The organism is Pseudomonas sp. SK3(2021) (assembly GCF_016772375.1).
Classification (GTDB): Bacteria; Pseudomonadota; Gammaproteobacteria; order Pseudomonadales; family Pseudomonadaceae; genus Aquipseudomonas; species Aquipseudomonas chlororaphis_I.
The window spans coordinates 1,436,201-1,455,320 of sequence record NZ_CP061943.1; the positions used below are offsets into that span (position 1 = coordinate 1,436,201).

A 19,120-nucleotide genomic window follows, 5' to 3' on the forward strand; every position below is an offset into this window, starting at 1 on the left:
CAGGAGATCCCGAGCCCTTCCTGGCTGCTGGATCGGAAATGGAGGTTCGGTCATGCCTTCGGCCAAACACAATGGAGTTTTACAAATGCCCGACAGAATAAACCGTTCGCTCGAAGGGCAAAAATGATTAGCTGTGTCGATACGTAAACAATCGATCCGGCTGGAAACCTTTCCATGTTGCACGAACGTCTTTTGCAGGAAAACGACATCCCGCGACTCAAACTGATCGACCGTGCGGAGCTGATCCATGAGTTCTACCGCCTGCAGGACGGGCAATTGCAGTGTTATCCACAATACGAGGCAGTGACCGGCTGGCCGCCGGGCGAAGCCGAGCAGGACGCCCGGGTCTTGCAGGCGTGTTACCGGCGTGGCGGCTGGCTGTACGGGGTGTTCGACGAACACCGGCTGGTGGCTGCGGCGGCGGTCGATTGCCGGGTTATCCACAACGCCGGCCTGCAGTTGCGGCAACTGAAGTTCCTGCATGTCAGCCAGGCCTATCGCCGGTGCGGCCTGGGCCAGCGCCTGTTCGGCCTGGCCGCCGAGCAGGCGCGGTGCCTGGGCGGCGAAGGGCTCTATGTCTCGGCCACGCCGTCGCGCAATACCGTGGATTTCTATCGGCGCCTGGGCTGTGAGCTGCTGGCGACCCCGGACCCCGAATTGCTGCGGATCGAATCCGAGGACATCCACCTGTGCTTGCGCCTGGTTTAGGCCTTGAGGGGGGTGCGCCAGTCCGGCCAGGCACCGATGGTCACGGCCCGCAGCAGCCACTCGCCCGGACCATAGGGGTGATGGCGTAGCCACAGGGCACTGAGCGGCCTCTGCAACAGGTAGATGGCGATCGGCAGCAGGGCGATCCATAGCGTCGGCAGGCGATCGACCAATCCCAGGCCGTAGCCGGTGAACAGCAGGTTGAGGATCAGCGATTGCAGCAGGTAGTTGCTCAGGGACATCCGTCCCAGCGGCGCCAGCCACTGGCACAGGCGTTGCCCGGCGGACGAGTCGAAGGCCTTGAGCAGCAACATCCCGTAGCTGGCCGAGAGCAGCGGTGCGCTCAACTGGCTGATGCCGTAGCCCATGACTTCCAGGCCACCTCCGGGGAAGTAGGCGGTCCAGTAGCCATAGAGCAGGGCACCACCCAGGCCGACGGGCAGCGTTATCGCCAGCAACCGCGGTGTGTGCCGTGCAAAGCGGTAGGGCGCCACCAGCAGGCGTTTGCGCCCGGCCACATAACCCAGCAGAAACATCGCCAGGGTGCTGGGAGCCTGGAGCAGCCACAGTGCAGCAGCGGTTTCCGGCAGGTGCGAGGCGTTGAATACCAGGGTGTCCAGGGCGCTGCCGCCCAGGGCCATGGCCTTGAGCACGGGCTCGCCCTGGGCCGGACCGCTGTAGACGCCCGCGTTCAACAGTTCGATGCCGAACAGCAGGAACAGCATTGCGGAGCCTGTCAGCAACAGGATCGCCAGGCCTGCGGCCCATCTGGCCGACAGGTCGCGCAGGGCCAGCAGGACCAGGCCTAGCAGGGCGTACAGCGAGAGGATGTCGCCGTAGAACAACAGCGCCCCGTGCGCCAGGCCGAGCCCCAGCAGGGCCAGTTGCCGCCGCAGCATACGTGGCACGAAGCGCTTGCCCGAACGTTCGGCGGACAGCATCTGCAAGGTGAAGCTGTAGCCGAACAGAAAGGAAAACAGCAGGTAGAACTTGGCCTCGAAGAAGGTCCAGAGCAGCCAGCGGATCAAGTGGTCGAGGGCGCCCGGGTAGGCCGGGTTGGTGCTGGACGAGGCGTAGTACGGGTCGGCGAACGACCAGATATTCACCGTCAGGATGCCGAACAGGGCGAAGCCGCGCAGGGCGTCCACCTGTTGCAGGCGCGGTGCCGGGGTGGCAGGCGGGTATCCATTGACGGGTTGAAACGGCAGGTTCATGTCCAGCCTCCTTGCGGCAGATCCGGGCCGGCGGCGGATTGCCGCGGGCTGCGCCCTGGAGCGGACCGGCGGGGCGCAGGCAGGGCTTCGAATGAATTGAGCAGTCGCTCAATTAACCCTGTCGGCAGGGAGGCGGGCAATGGAATTCTTGTGAAAAAGAGTCAACGAGGGGCTGCCCAGGCGGCCAGTGCATGCCGCGATGCCTGCGCCGGGAGCTTTCAAGGGCGTTGGACAACCAGCACCTGCCGGACTTGGGAGACCCGGCAGGCGTGGCGCCCACTATCAGTGCTTGAACATCACATGGCGCACGACGGTGTAGTCCTCCAGCCCGTACAGGGACAGGTCCTTGCCGTAGCCGGAGAGCTTCTGCCCGCCGTGGGGCATTTCGCTGACCAGCATGAAGTGCGTGTTGACCCAGGTGCAGCCGTATTGCAGGCGCGCCGAAAGGCGGTGGGCGCGGCCGACATCGGCGGTCCACACCGAGGACGCCAGGCCGTAGTCCGAGTCGTTGGCCCAGCCCAGGACCTGGGCCTCGTCGGCGAAGCGGGTGACCGAGACCACCGGCCCGAACACTTCGCGGCGGACGATTTCGTCGTCCTGCCGGGCGTCGGCCAGCACCGTCGGTTCGAAGAAGAAGCCGTTGCCGTCCACCGCCTTGCCGCCGGTGACCAGGCGGATGTGCGGCTGGGCGATGGCGCGCTCGACGAAGCCGGCCACCCGGTCGCGGTGCTGGGCGCTGATCAGCGGGCCCAGCTCGGTGTGCGGGTCGCCCTGCAGGCCGTACTTGATGCTGGCGACCGCCGCGCCGAGTTTCTCGACGAAGCGTTCGTAGATGCCTTCCTGCGCATAGATGCGGCAGGCGGCGGTGCAGTCCTGGCCGGCGTTGTAGAAGCCGAAGGTGCGGATACCCTCCACGGCCGCGTCGATGTCGGCGTCGTCGAAGATGATCACCGGCGCCTTGCCGCCCAGTTCCATGTGCATGCGTTTGACGCTGTCGGCGGTGCTGGAAATGATGTTCGAACCGGTGGCGATGGAGCCGGTGAGCGACACCATGCGCACCTTCGGATGGGTCACCAGCGGCTGGCCCACCGTGGCGCCACGACCGAAGACCAGGTTCAGCACCCCGGCGGGAAAGATCGCCGCCGCCAGTTCGGCCAGGCGCAGGGCGGTCAGTGGGGTCTGCTCCGAGGGCTTGAGCACCACGGTGTTGCCGGCGGCCAGGGCCGGGGCGATTTTCCAGGCGACCATCATCAGTGGGTAGTTCCACGGTGCGATGGAGGCGATCACCCCCACCGGGTCGCGCCGGATCATCGAGGTATGGCCGGGCAGGTATTCGCCGCCGGCCGAACCGCTGAGACAACGGCTGGCGCCGGCAAAGAAACGGAACACGTCGGCAATCGCCGGGATCTCGTCGTTCAGCGCAGCGCTGTAGGGTTTGCCGCAGTTATCCGATTCCAGTTTCGCCAGTTCCTCGCCGTGGGCTTCGATGCTGTCGGCCAGCTTGAGCAGCAGCAGCGAACGTTCTTTCGGCACCGTTTGCGACCAGCTTTCGAAAGCATTGTCGGCGGCGTGCACCGCGGCATCGACCTGGGCTTCGCTGGCCTCGTTGATTTCCACCAGTACCTTGCCCAGTGAGGGATTGAATACCGGCTGGGCAGGGCCTTCGCCGCTGACCAGTTGGCCGTTGATCAAGAGTTTGGTTTGCATGGCTGTTCTCCTGAAATATCTGTTGGATGTCCTGCGATCTGTAGCCGCTGCCGCAGGCTGCGATAAGGCCGAAGGCCTTCAGCGAACCGGAGGGCGCCACGACCCTGCGGGTCGATCGCAGCCTGCGGCAGCGGCTACAGGGTTATTTGCCGCCGCTGCCCGCCACGCTCTCGCCGCTGCGGGTCAGGTAGTAGGCGCCGAGGATCGGCAGCATGGTCACCAGCATCACCAGCATGGCAACGACGTTGGTCACCGGCACGTCCCGCGGCCGGCTCAACTGGTTGAGCAGCCACAGTGGCAGGGTGCGTTCATGGCCGGCGGTGAAGGTGGTGACGATGATTTCGTCGAACGACAGGGCGAACGCCAGCATGCCGCCGGCCAGCAACGCCGAACCGAGGTTCGGCAGGATGATGTAGCGGAAGGTCTGCCAGCCGTCGGCGCCCAGGTCCATCGAGGCTTCGATCAGGCTGTGGGAGGTGCGGCGCAGGCGGGCAATCACATTGTTGTGGACGATCACCACGCAGAAGGTCGCATGGCCGACGATGATGGTGAACATCCCCGGCTCGATCCCCAATGTCTTGAAGGTCGCCAGCAGGGCGATACCGGTGATGATCCCGGGCAGGGCGATGGGCAGGATCAGCATCAGCGAAATGCCCTGCTTGCCGAAGAAGTCCCGCCGGTACAGCGCCGCCGAGGCCAGGGTGCCGAGGACCAGGGCAAGCAGGGTGGCGATGGCGGCGATCTGCAGCGACAGCTGGATGGCCTCGAGCACGTCGGGGCGGGCGAAGGCCACGCTGAACCACTTCAGGGTGAAGCCCCGGGGCGGAAAGCTGAAGGCCGCGTCTTCGGTGTTGAAGGCGTAGAGGAAGATGATCAGGATCGGGAAATGCAGGAACAGCAGCCCGCCCCACGCGGCGACGCGCAGGCCCGTTGAGGCTTGTTCCCCGTGCGTGGTTGAGTCAGAGCGCATCGAAGGCCCCCAGGCGTTTGACGATGGACAGGTAAATGGCGATCAGCACGATCGGCACCAGGGTGAAGGCCGCGGCCATCGGCATGTTGCCGATCGCCCCTTGCTGGGCGTAGACCATGCTGCCGACGAAGTAGCCGGGCGGACCCACCAGCTGCGGCACGATGAAGTCGCCCAGGGTCAGGGAGAAGGTGAAGATCGAGCCGGCGGCGATGCCCGGCACCGACAGCGGCAGGATCACCTGCATGAAGGTCTGGCGCGGCTTGGCGCCGAGGTCGGCGGAGGCTTGCAGCAAGGACGGCGGCAGGCGTTCCAGGGAGGCCTGGATCGGCAGGATCATGAACGGCAGCCAGATGTAGACGAACACCATGAAGCGCCCCAGGTGCGAGGTCGACAGGGTGCTGCCGCCGACCCCGGGAATCCCCAGGATGAACTGCAGCAGCGGTCCCAGCCCCAGGTGCTGGACGAACCACTGGGCCACGCCGCCCTTGGCCAGCAGCAGGGTCCAGGCGTAGGCCTTGACGATGTAGCTGGCCCACATCGGCAGCATCACCGCGATATAGAAGAACGCCTTGGTCTTGCCGCTGGTGTAGCGCGCCATGTAGTAGGCGATGGGGAAGGCGACCGCGGCGCTGGCGAGCGAGACGGCGATGGCCATGCTCAGGGTGCGCAGGATGATGTCGAAGTTCGACGGCTGGAACAGCGCGGCGAAGTTGGCCAGGGTCAGGTCCGGGGTGACCGCCATGGTGAAGTCGTCGAAGGTGTAGAAGCCTTGCCAGAGCAGGATCAGCAAGGAACCCAGGTAGATCGCGCCGAACCAGAGCAGCGGTGGCACCAGCAGCAGCGCCAGGTACAGGTTCGGTCGCCGGTACAGCAGGTTGGAAAAACGCCGCAGCGGCGAGCCGCCGGGGTTTTGGGGAGTGAACGCCAGGGTGTTCATGTCACACCCCGCTCGCCAGGGTATCGGCCAGCGGGATCATCGCGTCGCGGGCCCAGCGCGCGCTGATGCGTTGCCCGGTCTGGTGCTGGGTGCTGCTGTCCAGCCATTGGTCGTTGGCCTGGCTGATGCTGAGGGTCTGGCCGTTGTCCAGTTGCAGCTCGTAGCGGGTGGCGCTGCCCTGGTACTGGATATCGTGCAGCAGGCCGCTGACTTCGATCTCGTGGCCGGACAGCGGGCCTTCGGCGAAACGCACGTGTTCCGGGCGGATCGAGAAGGGCCGTTGGCTGCCGCTCAGGCGTTCGGCCAGCTCGCCGCGAATCACGTTGGAGGTGCCGACGAACTCGGCGACGAAGGTGGTGGCCGGTTTCATGTACAGGCTGCGCGGGCTGTCGACCTGCTCGATGCGGCCCTTGTTGAACACCGCCACGCGGTCGGACATCGACAGGGCTTCGGTCTGGTCATGGGTGACGAAGATGAAGGTGATGCCGAGCTGGCGCTGGAGTTTTTTCAGTTCGCCCTGCATCTGTTCGCGCAGCTTCAGGTCCAGCGCCCCCAGGGGTTCGTCCAGCAGCAGGACCCGCGGCCGGTTGACCAGCGCCCGGGCCAGGGCCACGCGCTGGCGCTGGCCGCCGGACAGCTGCACCGGCTTGCGTTCGCCGTAGCCTTCCAGGGCGACCATGGCCAGGGCTTCTTCGGCGCGCTTGAGGCGCTCGGCCTTGGCGACGCCTTTGACTTTCAGGCCGTAGGCCACGTTGTCGCGCACGTTCATATGGGGGAACAGCGCGTAATCCTGGAACACGGTATTGACGTCGCGCTGGTAGGGCGGCAACCCAGTGGCTTCGACCCCGTGGATGTGGATCGAGCCGGCGCTCGGCTGTTCGAAACCGGCGATCAGGCGCAGGCAGGTGGTCTTGCCCGAACCGGAAGGGCCGAGCATGGAAAAGAACTCGCCGTCCTGGATATCGATGGAAACCCGGTCAACGGCCTTCACCTCGCCGAACTGCCGGGAAACGTTGGTGAACTGGACTGCAAGCGTCATGGTGCGGTGCTCCGGAAAAGCGCGCTGTCGAAATAAGCGGGATCAGGCCTGGCGGCGAAGGCCGCTCCTGCCGGAGCGAACCTGGCACAGGAACCTGTAGCCGCTGCCGCAGGCCGCGATCGCCCCGCAGGGGCGCGGCGATCCTCAGGGCGCAGAAGGTCCAGCGGACCTTGCGCAGCCTGCGGCAGCGGCTACAGAGGGCTTACCGCCCGCCCATGATCGCGATGTAGTCCTGGGTCCAGCGGCTGTACGGTACGAACTTGCCGCCCTCGGCCTGCGGGGTTTTCCAGAAGGCGATCTTGTCGAACTGGTCGAAGCCGTTGGTCTTGCAGCCCTCGGCGCCCAGCAGTTGGCTTTCCTTGCAGGCCGCCGGCACGGCCGGCAGCGAGCCGAACCAGGCGGCGACGTCGCCCTGGACCTTCGGCGTGAGCGACCAGTCCATCCACTTGTAGGCACAGTTGGGGTGCTTGGCCGCGCTGTGCAGCATGGTGGTGTCGGCCCAGCCGGTGGCCCCTTCCTTGGGAATGGTCGAGGCGATCGGCTGCTTCTCGTTGATCAGGCCGTTGACCTGATACGGCCAGGAGCTGGCGGCGACCACGCCTTCGTTCTTGAAGTCGCTCATCTGCACCGTGGTGTCGTGCCAGTAGCGGTGGATCAGCGGCTGCTGGGCGCGCAGCAGGTCGAGCACCGCCTTGTACTGGGCTTCGGTCAGTTCGTAGGGGTTCTGGATCCCCAGCTCCGGTTTCGCGCTCTTGAGGTACAGCGCGGCGTCGGCGATGTAGATCGGCCCGTCATAGGCCTGCACGCGGCCCTTGTTGGGTTTGCCGTCCGGCAGGTTCTGCGCGTTGAACAGCACGCCCCAGCTGGTCGGTGCCTGCTTGAAGACGGTGGTGTTGTACATCAGCACGTTCGGGCCCCACTGGTAGGGGGTGCCGTAGGTCTGTTTGTCGACCACGTACCAGGGCGCGTCCTTGAGACGTGGGTCGAGGTTTTTCCAGTTGGGAATCAGCGCGGTGTTGATCGGTTGCACGCGCTTGCCGACGATCAGCCGCAGGGAGGCGTCGCCGGACGCGGTGACCAGGTCGTAGCCGCCCTTGGCCATCAGGCTGACCATCTCGTCGGAGGTGCCCGCGGTCTTGACGTTGACCTTGCAGCCGGTCTCCTTTTCGAAGCCGGTGACCCAGTCGTAATTCTTGTCGCTTTCGCCACGTTCGATGTAGCCGGGCCAGGCCACGATATCCAGCTGACCTTCGCCGGCGCCGACGGCCTTGAGCGGTTCGGCGGCCTGGAGGCTGGCGCTGGCCAGCAGGGCGGTAGTGATTGCACTGAGCAGTGCGGTCTTGTGCACGGACATGGGGAAACCCTCTTCTTCAAATTATGGTCGGGGCAGTTGTGAACGTGGTGGAGCGCGCCCTAAGGGCTTGTTATTAGCTTAGTGCCGTTATTCCAGGTCATTGCCGTGGCGAGCCATGATGTGGCGCACCACGCTGTAGTCCTGCAGCGAATCGCTGGACAGGTCCTTGCCATAGCCGGAGCGTTTCAGGCCGCCGTGGGGCATTTCACTGGCCAGCATGAAATGGCTGTTGATCCAGGTGCAGCCGTATTGCAGGCGGGCCGCCACCTGCATGGCCTTGTCCAGGTTCTGGGTCCAGACCGACGAGGCCAGGCCGTATTCCGAGTCGTTGGCCCACTCCACTGCCTGCGCCAGCTCGTCGAAGCGGGTGACGGTGACCACCGGGCCGAACACTTCGCGCTGGACGATTTCATCCTGCTGCCGGCAGCCAGCCAGCAGGGTCGGCTGGTAATAGAAGCCGGCGCCCGAATGCACCGCGGCGCCGGTCACCCGTTCGATGTGCGGCTGGCCCAGGGCGCGTTCGACGAAGCTGGCCACGCGGTCGCGCTGGCGGGTACTGATCAGCGGGCCGATCTCGTTGTCGGCATCGCGCTTGCCGGCGAACCGCAGGCTGCTCACGGCGGCGCCCAACTCGGCCACCAGACGGTCATGGATCCCGCCCTGGGCGTAGATCCGGCAGGCCGCGGTGCAGTCCTGGCCGGCGTTGTAATAGCCGTAGTTGCGCACGCCTTCGACCACGGCTTGCAGATCGGCATCGTTGCAGACGATCACCGGGGCCTTGCCACCCAGCTCCAGGTGCGTGCGTTTCAAGGTTTTCGAGGCGGCCTGGAGGATCTTCTGCCCGGTGACGATATCGCCGGTCAGCGACACCATGCGCACCTTGGGATGGCTGACCAGGTGGCTGCCGACGCCTTCGCCACCGCCGCAGACAATGTTCAGCACACCGCGCGGCAGCCGTTCGGCCAGGGTCGGCGCCAGGGCCAGGATCGACAGCGGGGTGTGCTCCGACGGCTTGAACACCAGGGTGTTGCCGGCGGCCAGGGCCGGGGCGATTTTCCAGGCAGCCATCATGATCGGGTAGTTCCACGGCGCGATGGACGCCACAACGCCGATAGGGTCGCGCCGCACCATGCTGGTGTAGCCCGGCAGGTACTCGCCGGCCAGCTGGCCGGTCTGGCAGCGCACCGCGCCGGCAAAAAAACGGAACACGTCGACGGTGGCGCCCAGATCGTCCTGGCGCGCCAGGTGCAGCGGTTTGCCGCAATTCAGCGATTCCAGGCGGGCCAGGTGGTCGGCCTGCTTTTCCACGGCATCGGCAATCGCCAAGAGGATGTTCGAGCGTTGCTGGGGCGTGGTTCGCGACCAGCCGGTAAAGGCGCGGTGAGCGGCGAGGATCGCGCCTTCCACCTGTTCGCTGCTGGCCTCGGCGATCTGGGTCAGCACTTCGCCGGTGGCCGGGTTGAGGATCGGCTCGGCAAGCCCTTGGCCGGCGACCAATTCGCCATCGATCAACAACGCGGTGGACAACGGAGTCGACGGGCCAGCCATTTTGCGGGTTCTCTTTTCTTGTATGGCCATGGTGCTCCCCAGTGACGGAGGCCCGGCCCTCTCTGGACGGATGATCAGAGACTAGTGGCGGGGCCGGTACTCGACAAATACTAAATACTGAATGCGGCGTTCGATTAAATAGATGGCTTGCGCCCACCGTGAGGCTGTTCGCGGGCTACGGTCAGGAACGGGTCCACCAGCGACGGACGCGCTGTGCCGCGGCGCCAGGCCAGGCCGACATCGAGGGTCTGGCTGAGGTCGGCGATGGGCCGGGCTTCGATGATGTCGCCTTCCAGCGACCAGGGGCGATAGGTCATGTCCGGCTGGATCGACACCCCAAGCCCGGCTGCCACCAGGCTGCGCACCGCTTCGGTGGAGGCGGTGCGCAAGGTGATGCGCGGTTGCAGGCCGGCGCCAGACCACAGGCGCTGGGCGTTACGGTCCATTTCATCGACGTTGAGCTGGATCAGCGGCTCACGGGCGACGTCCGCCAGGTTGATGCTGTCGTGTTCCAGCAACGGATGCTGGGCGGGCAGCCACAGGCGGTGAGGGGAATGGGTCAGCACTTCGGTCTGCAGGGCGTGGCGGTCCTCGAGATTGGAGAGGATCAACACCCCGACGTCGATTTCTCCGCTGACCAGCAAGTGCTCGATGTACGGGCGCTCATCCTCCATCACGCGGATTTCCACATTGGGGTAGGCGCGCTGGAAACGCGTGAGCAAGTCCGCCAGGTAGTAACCGGCGACCAGGCTGGTCACGCCGACGATCAACTGGCCGGCCACTGGGTCGGTGCTCTGTTGCAGGCTGCGCTTGGCGTTGTCGACCGTGGCCAGGATCAGATGCGCCTGGCGCAGGAACTGGTGGCCCTGGTGGGTCAGGGTCATGCCCTTGGCGTGGCGGTTGAACAGGCTGACGCCGATTTCCTGTTCGAGTTGCTGGATCGCCAGGGTCAGGGTCGACTGGGAAATGAACACCGCCTGGGCGGCGGACGAGATCGAGCCGGTCTCGGCCACGGCGATGAAGTGACGGATCTGGCGCAAGGTCATCATGGGCAATCACCGGTCAGGCGGTTTTATCGATTTTTTCGAGTGTATATCTTTTTAATCGAACGGCTGGCCAGGCCTATGACCGGCCCGGCGAAGCAACATCTGGAAGCACACTCGAGCCCAGGGGCGGGGCACTTCGATCTAGGCTGATGGCCTTATTGATTCGATCAACTCAAGTTGCTGGAGGTTTGGATGAACACCCGTGGATTGCTCGATCAATTGCTCAAGTCTGGCCAGGAGCTGTTGCAGAACAAGGCCGGGGCGCAGCAGAACAAGGCATCCGGCGCCGACAAGGGCGCGCTGGGCGGATTGCTCGGCGGCGGTTCCGGCGGGCTCGGTAGCCTGTTGTCCGGCGCTGGCGGCGGGGCGTTGGCCGCCGGCGCCATGGGCTTGCTGCTGGGCAATAAAAAAGCCCGCAAGTTCGGGGGCAAGGCGCTGACCTACGGCGGCCTGGCGGCATTGGGCGTGATCGCCTACAAGGCTTACGGCAACTGGCAGGCGCAGCAGGCCGGTGCGCCGAAAAACGAGCCGCAGACCCTCGACCGCCTGCCCGCGCAGCAGGTCGAACAGCACAGCCAGGCGATCCTCAAGGCGCTGGTGGCCGCAGCCAAGGCCGATGGCCATATCGACGAGCGCGAGCGCGCCCTGATCGAAGGGGAGTTCACCAGGCTGGACAACGATCAGGAACTGCAGCACTGGTTGCACGCCGAACTCAACAAACCCTTGGACCCGGCGGATGTGGCGCGGGCTGCCGGCACGCCGGAAATGGCCGCGGAAATGTACGTTGCCAGCGTGATGCTGGTGGACGAGGAAAACTTCATGGAGAAGGCATACCTGGATGAGCTGTCGCGTCAGCTCAAGCTGGAGCCGGGGTTGAAGCTCGAGCTGGAAAAACAGGTGCGCCAGGCCAGTCTCTGACACCAATCGGGCGTGCAGTGGGAAAACCCGGCACGCCCTCTTTGATGGCTGAAATACCCTCTGCATGTGCAGGATCATCCCTGGCGGCGCTCGAGTCATCTGGCGGAAAGTAGCCCTCCAGAGCGGCCCCTGCCTTTCGCTCTGAATGAGACGTGGTGCGCAACACGTTGATAAATGATGGTACGCCCTCGGCTATACTCCCCACCATTTGAATGGCCCCGAGGACTGACTGTGAAGAACTGGACGTTGCGCCAACGCATTTTGGCGAGCTTTGCGGTGATTATCACCATCATGCTGCTGATGGTCATAGCCTCTTACTCCCGCTTGTTGAAGATCGAGGCCGGCGAAGACCGCATGCGTTCCGATGCCATTCCCGGGGTCTATTTCAGTTCGATGGTCCGTGGTGGCTGGGTCGACAGCTACCTGCATACCCAGGAAATCATTGGCCTGAACAAAGGCAAGGGCGTCAGTGCCCAGGATGAGGCCGACTTCAAAAGCTTCGAGCAACGCCTGCAGAAATACATGGCCAGCTACAAGGCAACGCTTCGCGGCGAGGCAGACCTGCAGGAGTTCGACGAGTTTGAAAAACGCCATCAGGAATTTCTCAAGATTCAGGCCACGGTCCTGGATCTGCATCGACGTAATCAGGAAGCCGAGGCTGTCCGCGTATTTCATGACCAGTTGACGCCCACCTGGATCGCCGGTCGGATGAAACTCAACGACATCATCGACGAGAACAAGGGGGTCGCCGATTCGGCCGCCTCGCAGATCGACAATGCGGTGGCCGCGGCCAAGGTCACCATGGGCGTTTCCCTGCTGGTGGCGGTGCTGGCGGCGGGCCTGTGCGGCCTGTTGCTGATGCGCGCGATCATGGCGCCGATGAACCGTATCGTGAAGATCCTCGATGTCATGCGCACGGGCGATCTGACCAGCCGCCTGAACCTGGAGCGCAAGGACGAATTCGGCGCCGTGGAAACCGGCTTCAACGACATGATGACCGAGCTCAACTCCCTGGTGTCCCAGGCGCAGCGCTCCTCGGTCCAGGTCACCACCTCGGTCACCGAGATTGCCGCCACCTCCAAGCAGCAACAGGCCACCGCCACCGAAACCGCGGCAACCACCACTGAAATCGGGGCGACCTCCCGGGAAATCGCGGCCACCTCGCGCGATCTGGTGCGCACCATGACCGAAGTCTCCACCGCCGCCGACCAGGCTTCGGTGCTGGCCGGCTCCGGCCAGCAAGGCCTGGCGCGGATGGAAGAAACCATGCACTCGGTGATGGGCGCGGCCGACCTGGTCAACGCCAAGCTGGCGATCCTCAATGAGAAGGCCGGCAACATCAACCAGGTGGTGGTGACCATCGTCAAGGTCGCCGACCAGACCAACCTGCTGTCGCTCAACGCGGCGATCGAAGCCGAGAAGGCCGGCGAGTACGGGCGCGGCTTTGCCGTGGTGGCCACCGAAGTGCGGCGCCTGGCGGACCAGACCGCGGTCGCCACCTACGACATCGAGCAAATGGTCCGCGAGATCCAGTCGGCGGTATCGGCCGGGGTCATGGGCATGGACAAGTTCTCCGAAGAAGTGCGCCGCGGCATGGCCGAGGTGCAGCAGGTCGGCGAGCAACTGTCGCAGATCATCCATCAGGTCCAGGCCCTGGCGCCGCGGGTGTTGATGGTCAACGAGGGCATGCAGGCCCAGGCCACCGGTGCCGAGCAGATCAACCACGCCCTGGTGCAGTTGGGCGATGCCAGCAGCCAGACCGTCGAGTCGCTGCGCCAGGCCAGTTTCGCCATCGATGAACTGAGCCAGGTGGCGGTGGGGCTGCGCAGCGGCGTCTCGCGTTTCAAAGTCTGATGAACGAGCTCGCAGCGAAAGGCGACGCAGGGACGGCGACGAAAGATGCGCTGTTCCTGGTGTTTCGCATCGGCACCGAACGTTACGCCTTGCAGGCCGTCGAGGTGGTCGAGGTATTGCCGCGCCTGCAACTCAAGCCGATTCCCCGGGCACCGTCCTGGGTAGCCGGGGTCTTTGCCCATCGCGGCACGGTGGTGCCGGTGCTCGACCTGAGCGCCCTGACCTTTGGCCAGCCGGCGCAGGAACGTACCAGCACCCGCCTGGTGCTGGTGCATTACCGCCCGCAGGCGGCACAGCCCGCGCGGTTGCTGGGGCTGATCCTCGAGCAGGCCACCGATACCCTGCGGTGCAACCCGCAGGACTTCAAGGCCTACGGCCTGGATAACCGTAATGCGCTGTACCTGGGGCCGGTCTATGAAGACGCCCAGGGCTTGCTGCAATGGGTGCGTGTCGACGATCTGCTGGATGCCGAGGTGCGCGCGCTGCTGTTTCCCTCGCCGCCGCTGGATCCGGCGTTGCTCGGGGAGTCGTCATGAGCAGCGACCAGCGATTTTTCGATTTTCTCAAGGAACGCATCGGCCTTGACGTGGCCTCGGTGGGGCCGGCGATCATCGAGCGCGCGGTGCGCCAGCGCAGCATCGCCCAGCAGGCGCCCAGCACCGACCATTACTGGCAGACCCTGCAAGGCTCGCAGGATGAACAGCAGGCGCTGATCGAGGCGGTGATCGTTCCGGAAACCTGGTTTTTCCGTTACCCGGAGTCCTTCGCGACCCTGGCCAAACTCGCCCTCTCGCGTCTTGCCGAACTCAAGGGCATGCGTGCATTGCGCATCCTCAGCCTGCCGTGCTCCACCGGCGAAGAGCCGTACTCGATTGCCATGGCCCTGTTCGACGCCGGGCTTGCCCCCCATCAATTCAAGGTCGATGGCTTCGATGTCAGCCCGCTTTCGGTCGAGCGGGCCAGGCAGGCGGTGTACGGCAAGAACTCCTTTCGCGGCCAGCACAGCGATTTTCGCGAGCGGCACTTCATCGCCGAAGATGAGCGCTACCGCCTCAGCGAGCGGGTGCGCGAGCAGGTGCGACTGCAGGTCGGCAACCTGCTGGACCCGACCCTGCTGGCCAATGAGCCGCCCTACGATTTTGTCTTCTGTCGCAACCTGCTGATCTATTTCGATCAGCCGACCCAGCGCCAGGTGTTCGAAGTGCTCAAGCGCCTGACTCATGTTGATGGCGTGCTGTTCATCGGCCCGGCCGAAGGCAGCCTGCTGGGCCGCCTGGGCATGCGCTCGATCGGCATTGCCCAGTCCTTTGCCTTCAGCCGGCATAACGAACCCGAACCGGCACCGGCCTTCGTACCGAGCGCATTGCCGGTGCGCCAGCCGGTGCGCAGCATCGCGCCGCCCGTGCGCAACCGGCCGTTTTCCAGTGCCGTGGCGAACCCGAGTCCTGCACCGACCAAGCCGGTCAGCGACGCCACGACTCTGCTGGCGAGCATCGCGGCCCTGGCCAACGAAGGCAAAAGCGCCGAGGCCCGGATGGCGTGCGAGCATTACCTGGACACCCATGAGCCGGTGGCGCAGGTGTTCTATTGGCTGGGGCTGCTCAGCGACGTGGCGGGCAGCGCCCTGGAAGCCCAGGGGTTCTATCGCAAGGCCCTGTACCTGGACCCACAGCACGCCGAAGCGCTGGCGCACCTGGCCGCCTTGCTGGCCTCCCAGGGCGACGTCGCCGGTGCCCGTCGATTGCAGGAGCGGGCGGCCCGCAGTGGCCGTGCAGCAGACAGTGAGCGTAAATCATGAGCGGCTCTGTTTCGTTGAACGTGACCCACGACGATGCGCAGGCCATCGACGATTGCTGGAACCGCATCGGTATCCATGGCGACAAGAGTTGTCCGTTGCTGGCCGGGCATGTGCATTGCCGCAACTGCTCGGTGTATTCCGCCGCGGCCACCCGTCTGCTCGACCGCTATGCGTTGCAGCAGGAGCACCATGGGGACGCGATGGCGGTCGACGCCGATGCGGATGTCGCTACCCGTTCGTTGTTGATGTTCCGCCTGGGCGAGGAGTGGCTGGGCATTGCCACCCGATGCCTGGTGGAAGTGGCGCCGCTGCAACCGATCCATTCCTTGCCGCACCAGCGCTCGCGGGCCTTGCTGGGCGTAGCGAATGTACGTGGCGCGCTGGTGGCCTGCCTGTCGTTGGTGGAACTGCTGGGGCTGGACACTACCGGCACCGTCGTGTCGGGCGCGCGGGTGATTCCGCGCATGTTGATCATCGCCGCCCAGGGCGGTCCGGTGGTGGTGCCGGTGGACGAGGTGGAAGGCATCCATGCCATCGACGAGCGCACCCTGAACGCCGCTGCGGTTTCCGGCCCGCAGGCCAGTGCCAAATACACCCGTGGCGTCCTGCAATGGAAGGGCCGCAGCCTGCGTTGGCTGGATGAAGAGCAGTTGCTGTCTGCCGTGACCCGGAGCCTGACATGACCCCCGATCAAATGCGCGACGCCTCGCTGCTCGAACTCTTCAGCCTGGAAGCCGAAGCCCAGACCCAGGTGCTCAGTGCCGGCCTGCTGGCGCTGGAGCGCAATCCGATCCAGGCCGACCAGCTGGAAGCCTGCATGCGCGCCGCCCACTCGCTCAAGGGTGCGGCGCGGATCGTCGGGGTCGACGCCGGGGTCAGCGTGGCCCATGTGATGGAAGATTGCCTGGTCAGCGCCCAGGAAGGGCGGCTGTACCTGCATCCCGAACATATCGATGCGCTGCTGCAGGGCACCGATTTCCTGATGCGCATCGCCACGCCGGGCAGCCAGGTCGGTGAGCAGGACATTGCCGCCTATGTAGCGCTCATGGAGCAGTTGATCGGCTCGCCGGGCGCGGCTGCGGGTGTTGCCCTGCCCAAGGTCGAGCCAAGCCTGCCGCCCATGGCCGAGCTGCTACTGGAGGCTCCGCGGATCGAACCCGAACCGCAGGTCCCGCCGTTCGAGATGCCGCAGGAGGTATTGCAGGAAACGCTGCAAGAGGCAGCCGCGGCGATTCCGCAAAAGGGCAAGAAGCTCGCCGAGGGGGGCGAACGGGTGTTGCGGGTCACGGCCGAGCGCTTGAACAGCCTGCTCGATCTGTCGAGCAAGTCGCTGGTGGAAACCCAGCGCCTGAAGCCGTACCTGGCGACCCTGCAGCGCCTCAAGCGCATGCAGGGCAACGGACTGCGCGCCCTGGAAAACCTCAATGGGCATCTCAAGGAGCAGGCGCTGGGCCTGGAGGCCCTCGAAGCCCTGGAGGATGCGCGGCGCCTGCTGGCGGAGTCCCAGCAGTTGCTGATCGAGAAAGCCGCCGAGCTGGATGAGTTCGGCTGGCAGGCCAGCCAGCGTGCCCAGGTGCTCTACGACACCGCTCTGGCCTGTCGCATGCGGCCGTTCGCCGATGTGCTGGTGGGCCAGGTGCGGATGGTCCGCGACCTGGGGCGCAGCCTGGGCAAGCAGGTTCGCCTGGAAGTCGAGGGCGAGAAGACCCAGGTCGATCGCGACGTGCTGGAAAAGCTCGAAGCACCATTGACCCACCTGCTGCGCAACGCAGTCGATCATGGCATCGAAACGCCCGAGCAGCGACTGCTGGCGGGCAAGCCGGCCGAGGGCCTGATTCGCCTGCGGGCTTCGCACCAGGCTGGCCTGCTGGTGCTGGAACTCAGCGACGACGGCAATGGCGTCGATCTGGAGCGGGTGCGCCAGAGCATCGTCGAACGCCAGTTGTCCCCGGCCGAGACCGCTGCCCAGTTGAGCGAAGAAGAGCTGCTGACCTTCCTGTTCCTGCCGGGCTTCAGCCTGCGGGACAAGGTCACCGAGGTCTCCGGGCGGGGTGTCGGCCTGGACGCGGTGCAGCACATGGTGCGCCAGCTGCGCGGCGCGGTACAGCTGGAGCAGGTGGCGGGGCAGGGCAGTCGTTTCCACCTCGAGGTGCCGCTGACCCTGTCGGTGGTACGCAGCCTGGTAGTGGAGGTCGGCGAAGAAGCCTATGCCTTCCCGCTGGCGCATATCGAACGCATGTGCGACCTGGAGCCCGACGACATTGTCCAGTTGGAAGGGCGCCAGCATTTCTGGCACGAAGGCCGCCATGTCGGCCTGGTCGCGGCCAGCCAGCTGCTGCAACGCCCGGCGGGGCAGAGCAATGACTCCACGCTCAAGGTGGTGGTGATTCGCGAGCGCGACGCGGTCTACGGCGTGGCGGTCGAGCGTTTCATCGGCGAACGGACCCTGGTGGTGCTGCCGCTGGACGACCGCCTGGGCAAGGTCCAGGACATTTCCGCCGGGGCCTTGCTCGATGACGGTTCCGTGGTGTTGATCGTCGATGTCGAGGACATGCTGCGTTCGGTGGACAAGCTGCTCAACACCGGCCGCCTGGAGCGCATCGCCCGCCACAACCGCCATCAGGCCGAGACGACGCGCAAGCGCATCCTGGTGGTCGACGACTCGCTCACCGTGCGTGAGCTGCAGCGCAAGCTTTTGCTCAACCGTGGTTATGACGTGGCGGTCGCCGTCGACGGCATGGATGGCTGGAACGCCCTGCGTTCGGAAGACTTCGACCTGCTGATCACCGACATCGATATGCCCCGAATGGATGGGATTGAATTGGTCACACTCCTGCGCCGTGACAATCGCCTGCAGTCGTTGCCGGTGATGGTGGTTTCCTACAAGGATCGCGAAGAAGATCGGCGCCGTGGACTGGATGCCGGAGCCGACTATTATCTAGCCAAAGCCAGTTTCCATGATGACGCCCTGCTGGATGCGGTGGTGGAGCTGATTGGAGGAGCGCGGGCATGAAAATCGCGATCGTCAATGACATGCCCATGGCGGTGGAGGCCCTGCGCCGGGCCCTGGCCTTCGAACCCGCGCACGAAGTGGTGTGGGTCGCGACCAATGGCGCCGAGGCGGTCGAGTACTGCGCGCAGTTGACGCCCGACCTGATCCTGATGGACCTGATCATGCCAGTGATGGATGGCGTGGAGGCGACCCGCCGGATCATGGCCGAAACCCCTTGCGCCATCGTGATCGTCACGGTGGACCGCCAGCAGAACGTGCATCGGGTGTTCGAGGCCATGGGCCATGGCGCGCTGGACGTGGTCGATACACCGGCCCTGGGGGCTGGCAATGCGCAGGAAGCGGCGGCCCCTTTACTGCGCAAGATCCTCAATATCGGCTGGCTGATCGGCCAGCAGCGCGGCAACCACGTGCGTTCGGCACCGGTGCCGATGCGCACCATGGCGCAACGCCAGGGCCTGGTGGCGATCGGCTCGTCCGCCGGTGGCCCGGCCGCGCTGGAGGTGCTGCTCAAGGGGCTGCCCGCCGATTTTCCGGCTGCCATCGTGCTGGTGCAGCACGTCGACCAGGTGTTCGCCGCGGGCATGGCCGAATGGCTCAGCAGTGCTTCCAGGCTGAAGGTGCGCCTGGCCCGCGAAGGCGAGCCACCGCAGAGCGGCACGGTGCTGCTGGCCGGGACCAACCACCATATCCGGCTGTTGAAGAACGGCACCCTGGCCTACACCGCCGAGCCGGTAAACGAAATCTATCGGCCATCGATCGATGTGTTTTTTGAAAGTGTCGCCAGTTACTGGAATGGCGATGCGGTCGGCGTACTGCTGACCGGCATGGGCCGCGACGGCGCCCAGGGCCTGAAGCTGATGCGCGATCAGGGTTACCTGACCATCGCCCAGGACCAGAATACTAGTGCGGTGTATGGCATGCCCAAGGCGGCGGCTGCCATCGACGCTGCCACAGAGATTCGCCCACTGGACAAGATCGCTCCACGATTGCTGGAGATATTTGCCAAATGACCGA

General features: G+C 65.0%; 16 protein-coding genes. 8 read left to right on the forward strand and 8 right to left on the reverse strand.

What is annotated here, in order from left to right:
- Positions 1-174 precede the first annotated feature (174 nt).
- The gene (locus tag IF690_RS06400; RefSeq protein WP_202699304.1) at positions 175-708 is read left to right on the forward strand and encodes a GNAT family N-acetyltransferase; all 534 of its coding nucleotides are present in this window, start codon (positions 175-177) and stop codon (positions 706-708) included.
- On the opposite strand, the gene IF690_RS06405 is transcribed toward IF690_RS06400, so the two are convergent.
- The 8 genes from IF690_RS06405 to IF690_RS06440 all read right to left on the reverse strand — a co-directional run bounded on the left by IF690_RS06405 (position 705) and on the right by IF690_RS06440 (position 10,526).
- Entirely contained in the window at positions 705-1,922 is a 1,218-nt protein-coding gene (locus tag IF690_RS06405) for a DUF418 domain-containing protein (RefSeq protein WP_202699305.1), read from the reverse strand. The genes IF690_RS06400 and IF690_RS06405 overlap by 4 nt on opposite strands.
- Positions 1,923-2,204: 282 nt before the next feature.
- Positions 2,205-3,629, reverse strand: coding sequence for a gamma-aminobutyraldehyde dehydrogenase (locus IF690_RS06410; RefSeq protein WP_202699306.1), 1,425 nt, complete (start codon positions 3,627-3,629; stop codon positions 2,205-2,207).
- A gap of 142 nt (positions 3,630-3,771) precedes the next feature.
- A complete protein-coding gene (locus tag IF690_RS06415) occupies positions 3,772-4,599 on the reverse strand; it encodes an ABC transporter permease (protein ID WP_202699307.1) in 828 nt (275 codons plus the stop codon).
- Positions 4,589-5,536, reverse strand: a complete 948-nt coding sequence (locus tag IF690_RS06420; RefSeq protein WP_202699308.1) for an ABC transporter permease — start codon at positions 5,534-5,536, stop codon at positions 4,589-4,591. The genes IF690_RS06415 and IF690_RS06420 overlap by 11 nt, the downstream gene beginning before the upstream one ends.
- Position 5,537: 1 nt before the next feature.
- Positions 5,538-6,575 carry an ABC transporter ATP-binding protein gene (locus IF690_RS06425; RefSeq protein ID WP_202699309.1) on the reverse strand — a complete coding sequence of 346 codons (1,038 nt, stop codon included), beginning with the start codon at positions 6,573-6,575 and terminating at the stop codon, positions 5,538-5,540.
- A 202-nt stretch (positions 6,576-6,777) separates the two neighbouring features.
- Positions 6,778-7,929 (reverse strand): putative ABC transporter substrate-binding protein YdcS, encoded by a 1,152-nt coding sequence (gene ydcS / locus IF690_RS06430; protein ID WP_202699310.1) that lies wholly within the window; start codon positions 7,927-7,929, stop codon positions 6,778-6,780.
- 87 nt (positions 7,930-8,016) lie between these two features.
- Entirely contained in the window at positions 8,017-9,507 is a 1,491-nt protein-coding gene (locus tag IF690_RS06435) for a gamma-aminobutyraldehyde dehydrogenase (protein ID WP_202699311.1), read from the reverse strand.
- A gap of 104 nt (positions 9,508-9,611) precedes the next feature.
- Positions 9,612-10,526 (reverse strand): LysR family transcriptional regulator, encoded by a 915-nt coding sequence (locus tag IF690_RS06440; protein WP_202699312.1) that lies wholly within the window; start codon positions 10,524-10,526, stop codon positions 9,612-9,614.
- A 189-nt stretch (positions 10,527-10,715) separates the two neighbouring features.
- Between IF690_RS06440 and IF690_RS06445 the strand changes: the two genes are divergently transcribed.
- The 7 genes from IF690_RS06445 to IF690_RS06475 all read left to right on the forward strand — a co-directional run bounded on the left by IF690_RS06445 (position 10,716) and on the right by IF690_RS06475 (position 19,116).
- On the forward strand, positions 10,716-11,441 hold the full coding sequence (locus IF690_RS06445; protein WP_202699313.1) for a tellurite resistance TerB family protein: 726 nt from the start codon (positions 10,716-10,718) through the stop codon (positions 11,439-11,441).
- 231 nt (positions 11,442-11,672) lie between these two features.
- Positions 11,673-13,295 carry a methyl-accepting chemotaxis protein gene (locus IF690_RS06450; protein ID WP_202699314.1) on the forward strand — a complete coding sequence of 541 codons (1,623 nt, stop codon included), beginning with the start codon at positions 11,673-11,675 and terminating at the stop codon, positions 13,293-13,295.
- Positions 13,295-13,831, forward strand: a complete 537-nt coding sequence (locus IF690_RS06455) for a chemotaxis protein CheW (protein WP_202699315.1) — start codon at positions 13,295-13,297, stop codon at positions 13,829-13,831. Before IF690_RS06450 ends, IF690_RS06455 begins: the two co-directional genes overlap by 1 nt.
- Positions 13,828-15,093, forward strand: a complete 1,266-nt coding sequence (locus tag IF690_RS06460; RefSeq protein WP_202699316.1) for a CheR family methyltransferase — start codon at positions 13,828-13,830, stop codon at positions 15,091-15,093. Before IF690_RS06455 ends, IF690_RS06460 begins: the two co-directional genes overlap by 4 nt.
- The gene (locus IF690_RS06465) at positions 15,090-15,776 is read left to right on the forward strand and encodes a chemotaxis protein CheW (protein ID WP_202699317.1); all 687 of its coding nucleotides are present in this window, start codon (positions 15,090-15,092) and stop codon (positions 15,774-15,776) included. Before IF690_RS06460 ends, IF690_RS06465 begins: the two co-directional genes overlap by 4 nt.
- Positions 15,773-18,106 carry a hybrid sensor histidine kinase/response regulator gene (locus IF690_RS06470; protein ID WP_202699318.1) on the forward strand — a complete coding sequence of 778 codons (2,334 nt, stop codon included), beginning with the start codon at positions 15,773-15,775 and terminating at the stop codon, positions 18,104-18,106. Before IF690_RS06465 ends, IF690_RS06470 begins: the two co-directional genes overlap by 4 nt.
- Positions 18,103-19,116 carry a chemotaxis response regulator protein-glutamate methylesterase gene (locus IF690_RS06475; protein WP_202699319.1) on the forward strand — a complete coding sequence of 338 codons (1,014 nt, stop codon included), beginning with the start codon at positions 18,103-18,105 and terminating at the stop codon, positions 19,114-19,116. The genes IF690_RS06470 and IF690_RS06475 overlap by 4 nt, the downstream gene beginning before the upstream one ends.
- The last annotated feature ends 4 nt before the right edge of the window (positions 19,117-19,120 follow it).

What these genes read in the sequence shown, in the direction of transcription:
- IF690_RS06460 (WP_202699316.1), top strand. Translation starts at nt 13,828, where the DNA reads ATGAGCAGCGACCAGCGATTTTTCGATTTTCTCAAGGAACGCATCGGC.
- IF690_RS06420 (WP_202699308.1), bottom strand. Translation starts at nt 5,536, where the DNA reads ATGAACACCCTGGCGTTCACTCCCCAAAACCCCGGCGGCTCGCCGCTG.
- IF690_RS06435 (WP_202699311.1), bottom strand. Translation starts at nt 9,507, where the DNA reads ATGGCCATACAAGAAAAGAGAACCCGCAAAATGGCTGGCCCGTCGACT.
- IF690_RS06415 (WP_202699307.1), bottom strand. Translation starts at nt 4,599, where the DNA reads ATGCGCTCTGACTCAACCACGCACGGGGAACAAGCCTCAACGGGCCTG.
- IF690_RS06405 (WP_202699305.1), bottom strand. Translation starts at nt 1,922, where the DNA reads ATGAACCTGCCGTTTCAACCCGTCAATGGATACCCGCCTGCCACCCCG.
- IF690_RS06400 (WP_202699304.1), top strand. Translation starts at nt 175, where the DNA reads ATGTTGCACGAACGTCTTTTGCAGGAAAACGACATCCCGCGACTCAAA.
- IF690_RS06445 (WP_202699313.1), top strand. Translation starts at nt 10,716, where the DNA reads ATGAACACCCGTGGATTGCTCGATCAATTGCTCAAGTCTGGCCAGGAG.
- ydcS (WP_202699310.1), bottom strand. Translation starts at nt 7,929, where the DNA reads ATGTCCGTGCACAAGACCGCACTGCTCAGTGCAATCACTACCGCCCTG.
- IF690_RS06410 (WP_202699306.1), bottom strand. Translation starts at nt 3,629, where the DNA reads ATGCAAACCAAACTCTTGATCAACGGCCAACTGGTCAGCGGCGAAGGC.
- IF690_RS06470 (WP_202699318.1), top strand. Translation starts at nt 15,773, where the DNA reads ATGACCCCCGATCAAATGCGCGACGCCTCGCTGCTCGAACTCTTCAGC.
- IF690_RS06455 (WP_202699315.1), top strand. Translation starts at nt 13,295, where the DNA reads ATGAACGAGCTCGCAGCGAAAGGCGACGCAGGGACGGCGACGAAAGAT.
- IF690_RS06475 (WP_202699319.1), top strand. Translation starts at nt 18,103, where the DNA reads ATGAAAATCGCGATCGTCAATGACATGCCCATGGCGGTGGAGGCCCTG.
- IF690_RS06425 (WP_202699309.1), bottom strand. Translation starts at nt 6,575, where the DNA reads ATGACGCTTGCAGTCCAGTTCACCAACGTTTCCCGGCAGTTCGGCGAG.
- IF690_RS06465 (WP_202699317.1), top strand. Translation starts at nt 15,090, where the DNA reads ATGAGCGGCTCTGTTTCGTTGAACGTGACCCACGACGATGCGCAGGCC.
- IF690_RS06440 (WP_202699312.1), bottom strand. Translation starts at nt 10,526, where the DNA reads ATGATGACCTTGCGCCAGATCCGTCACTTCATCGCCGTGGCCGAGACC.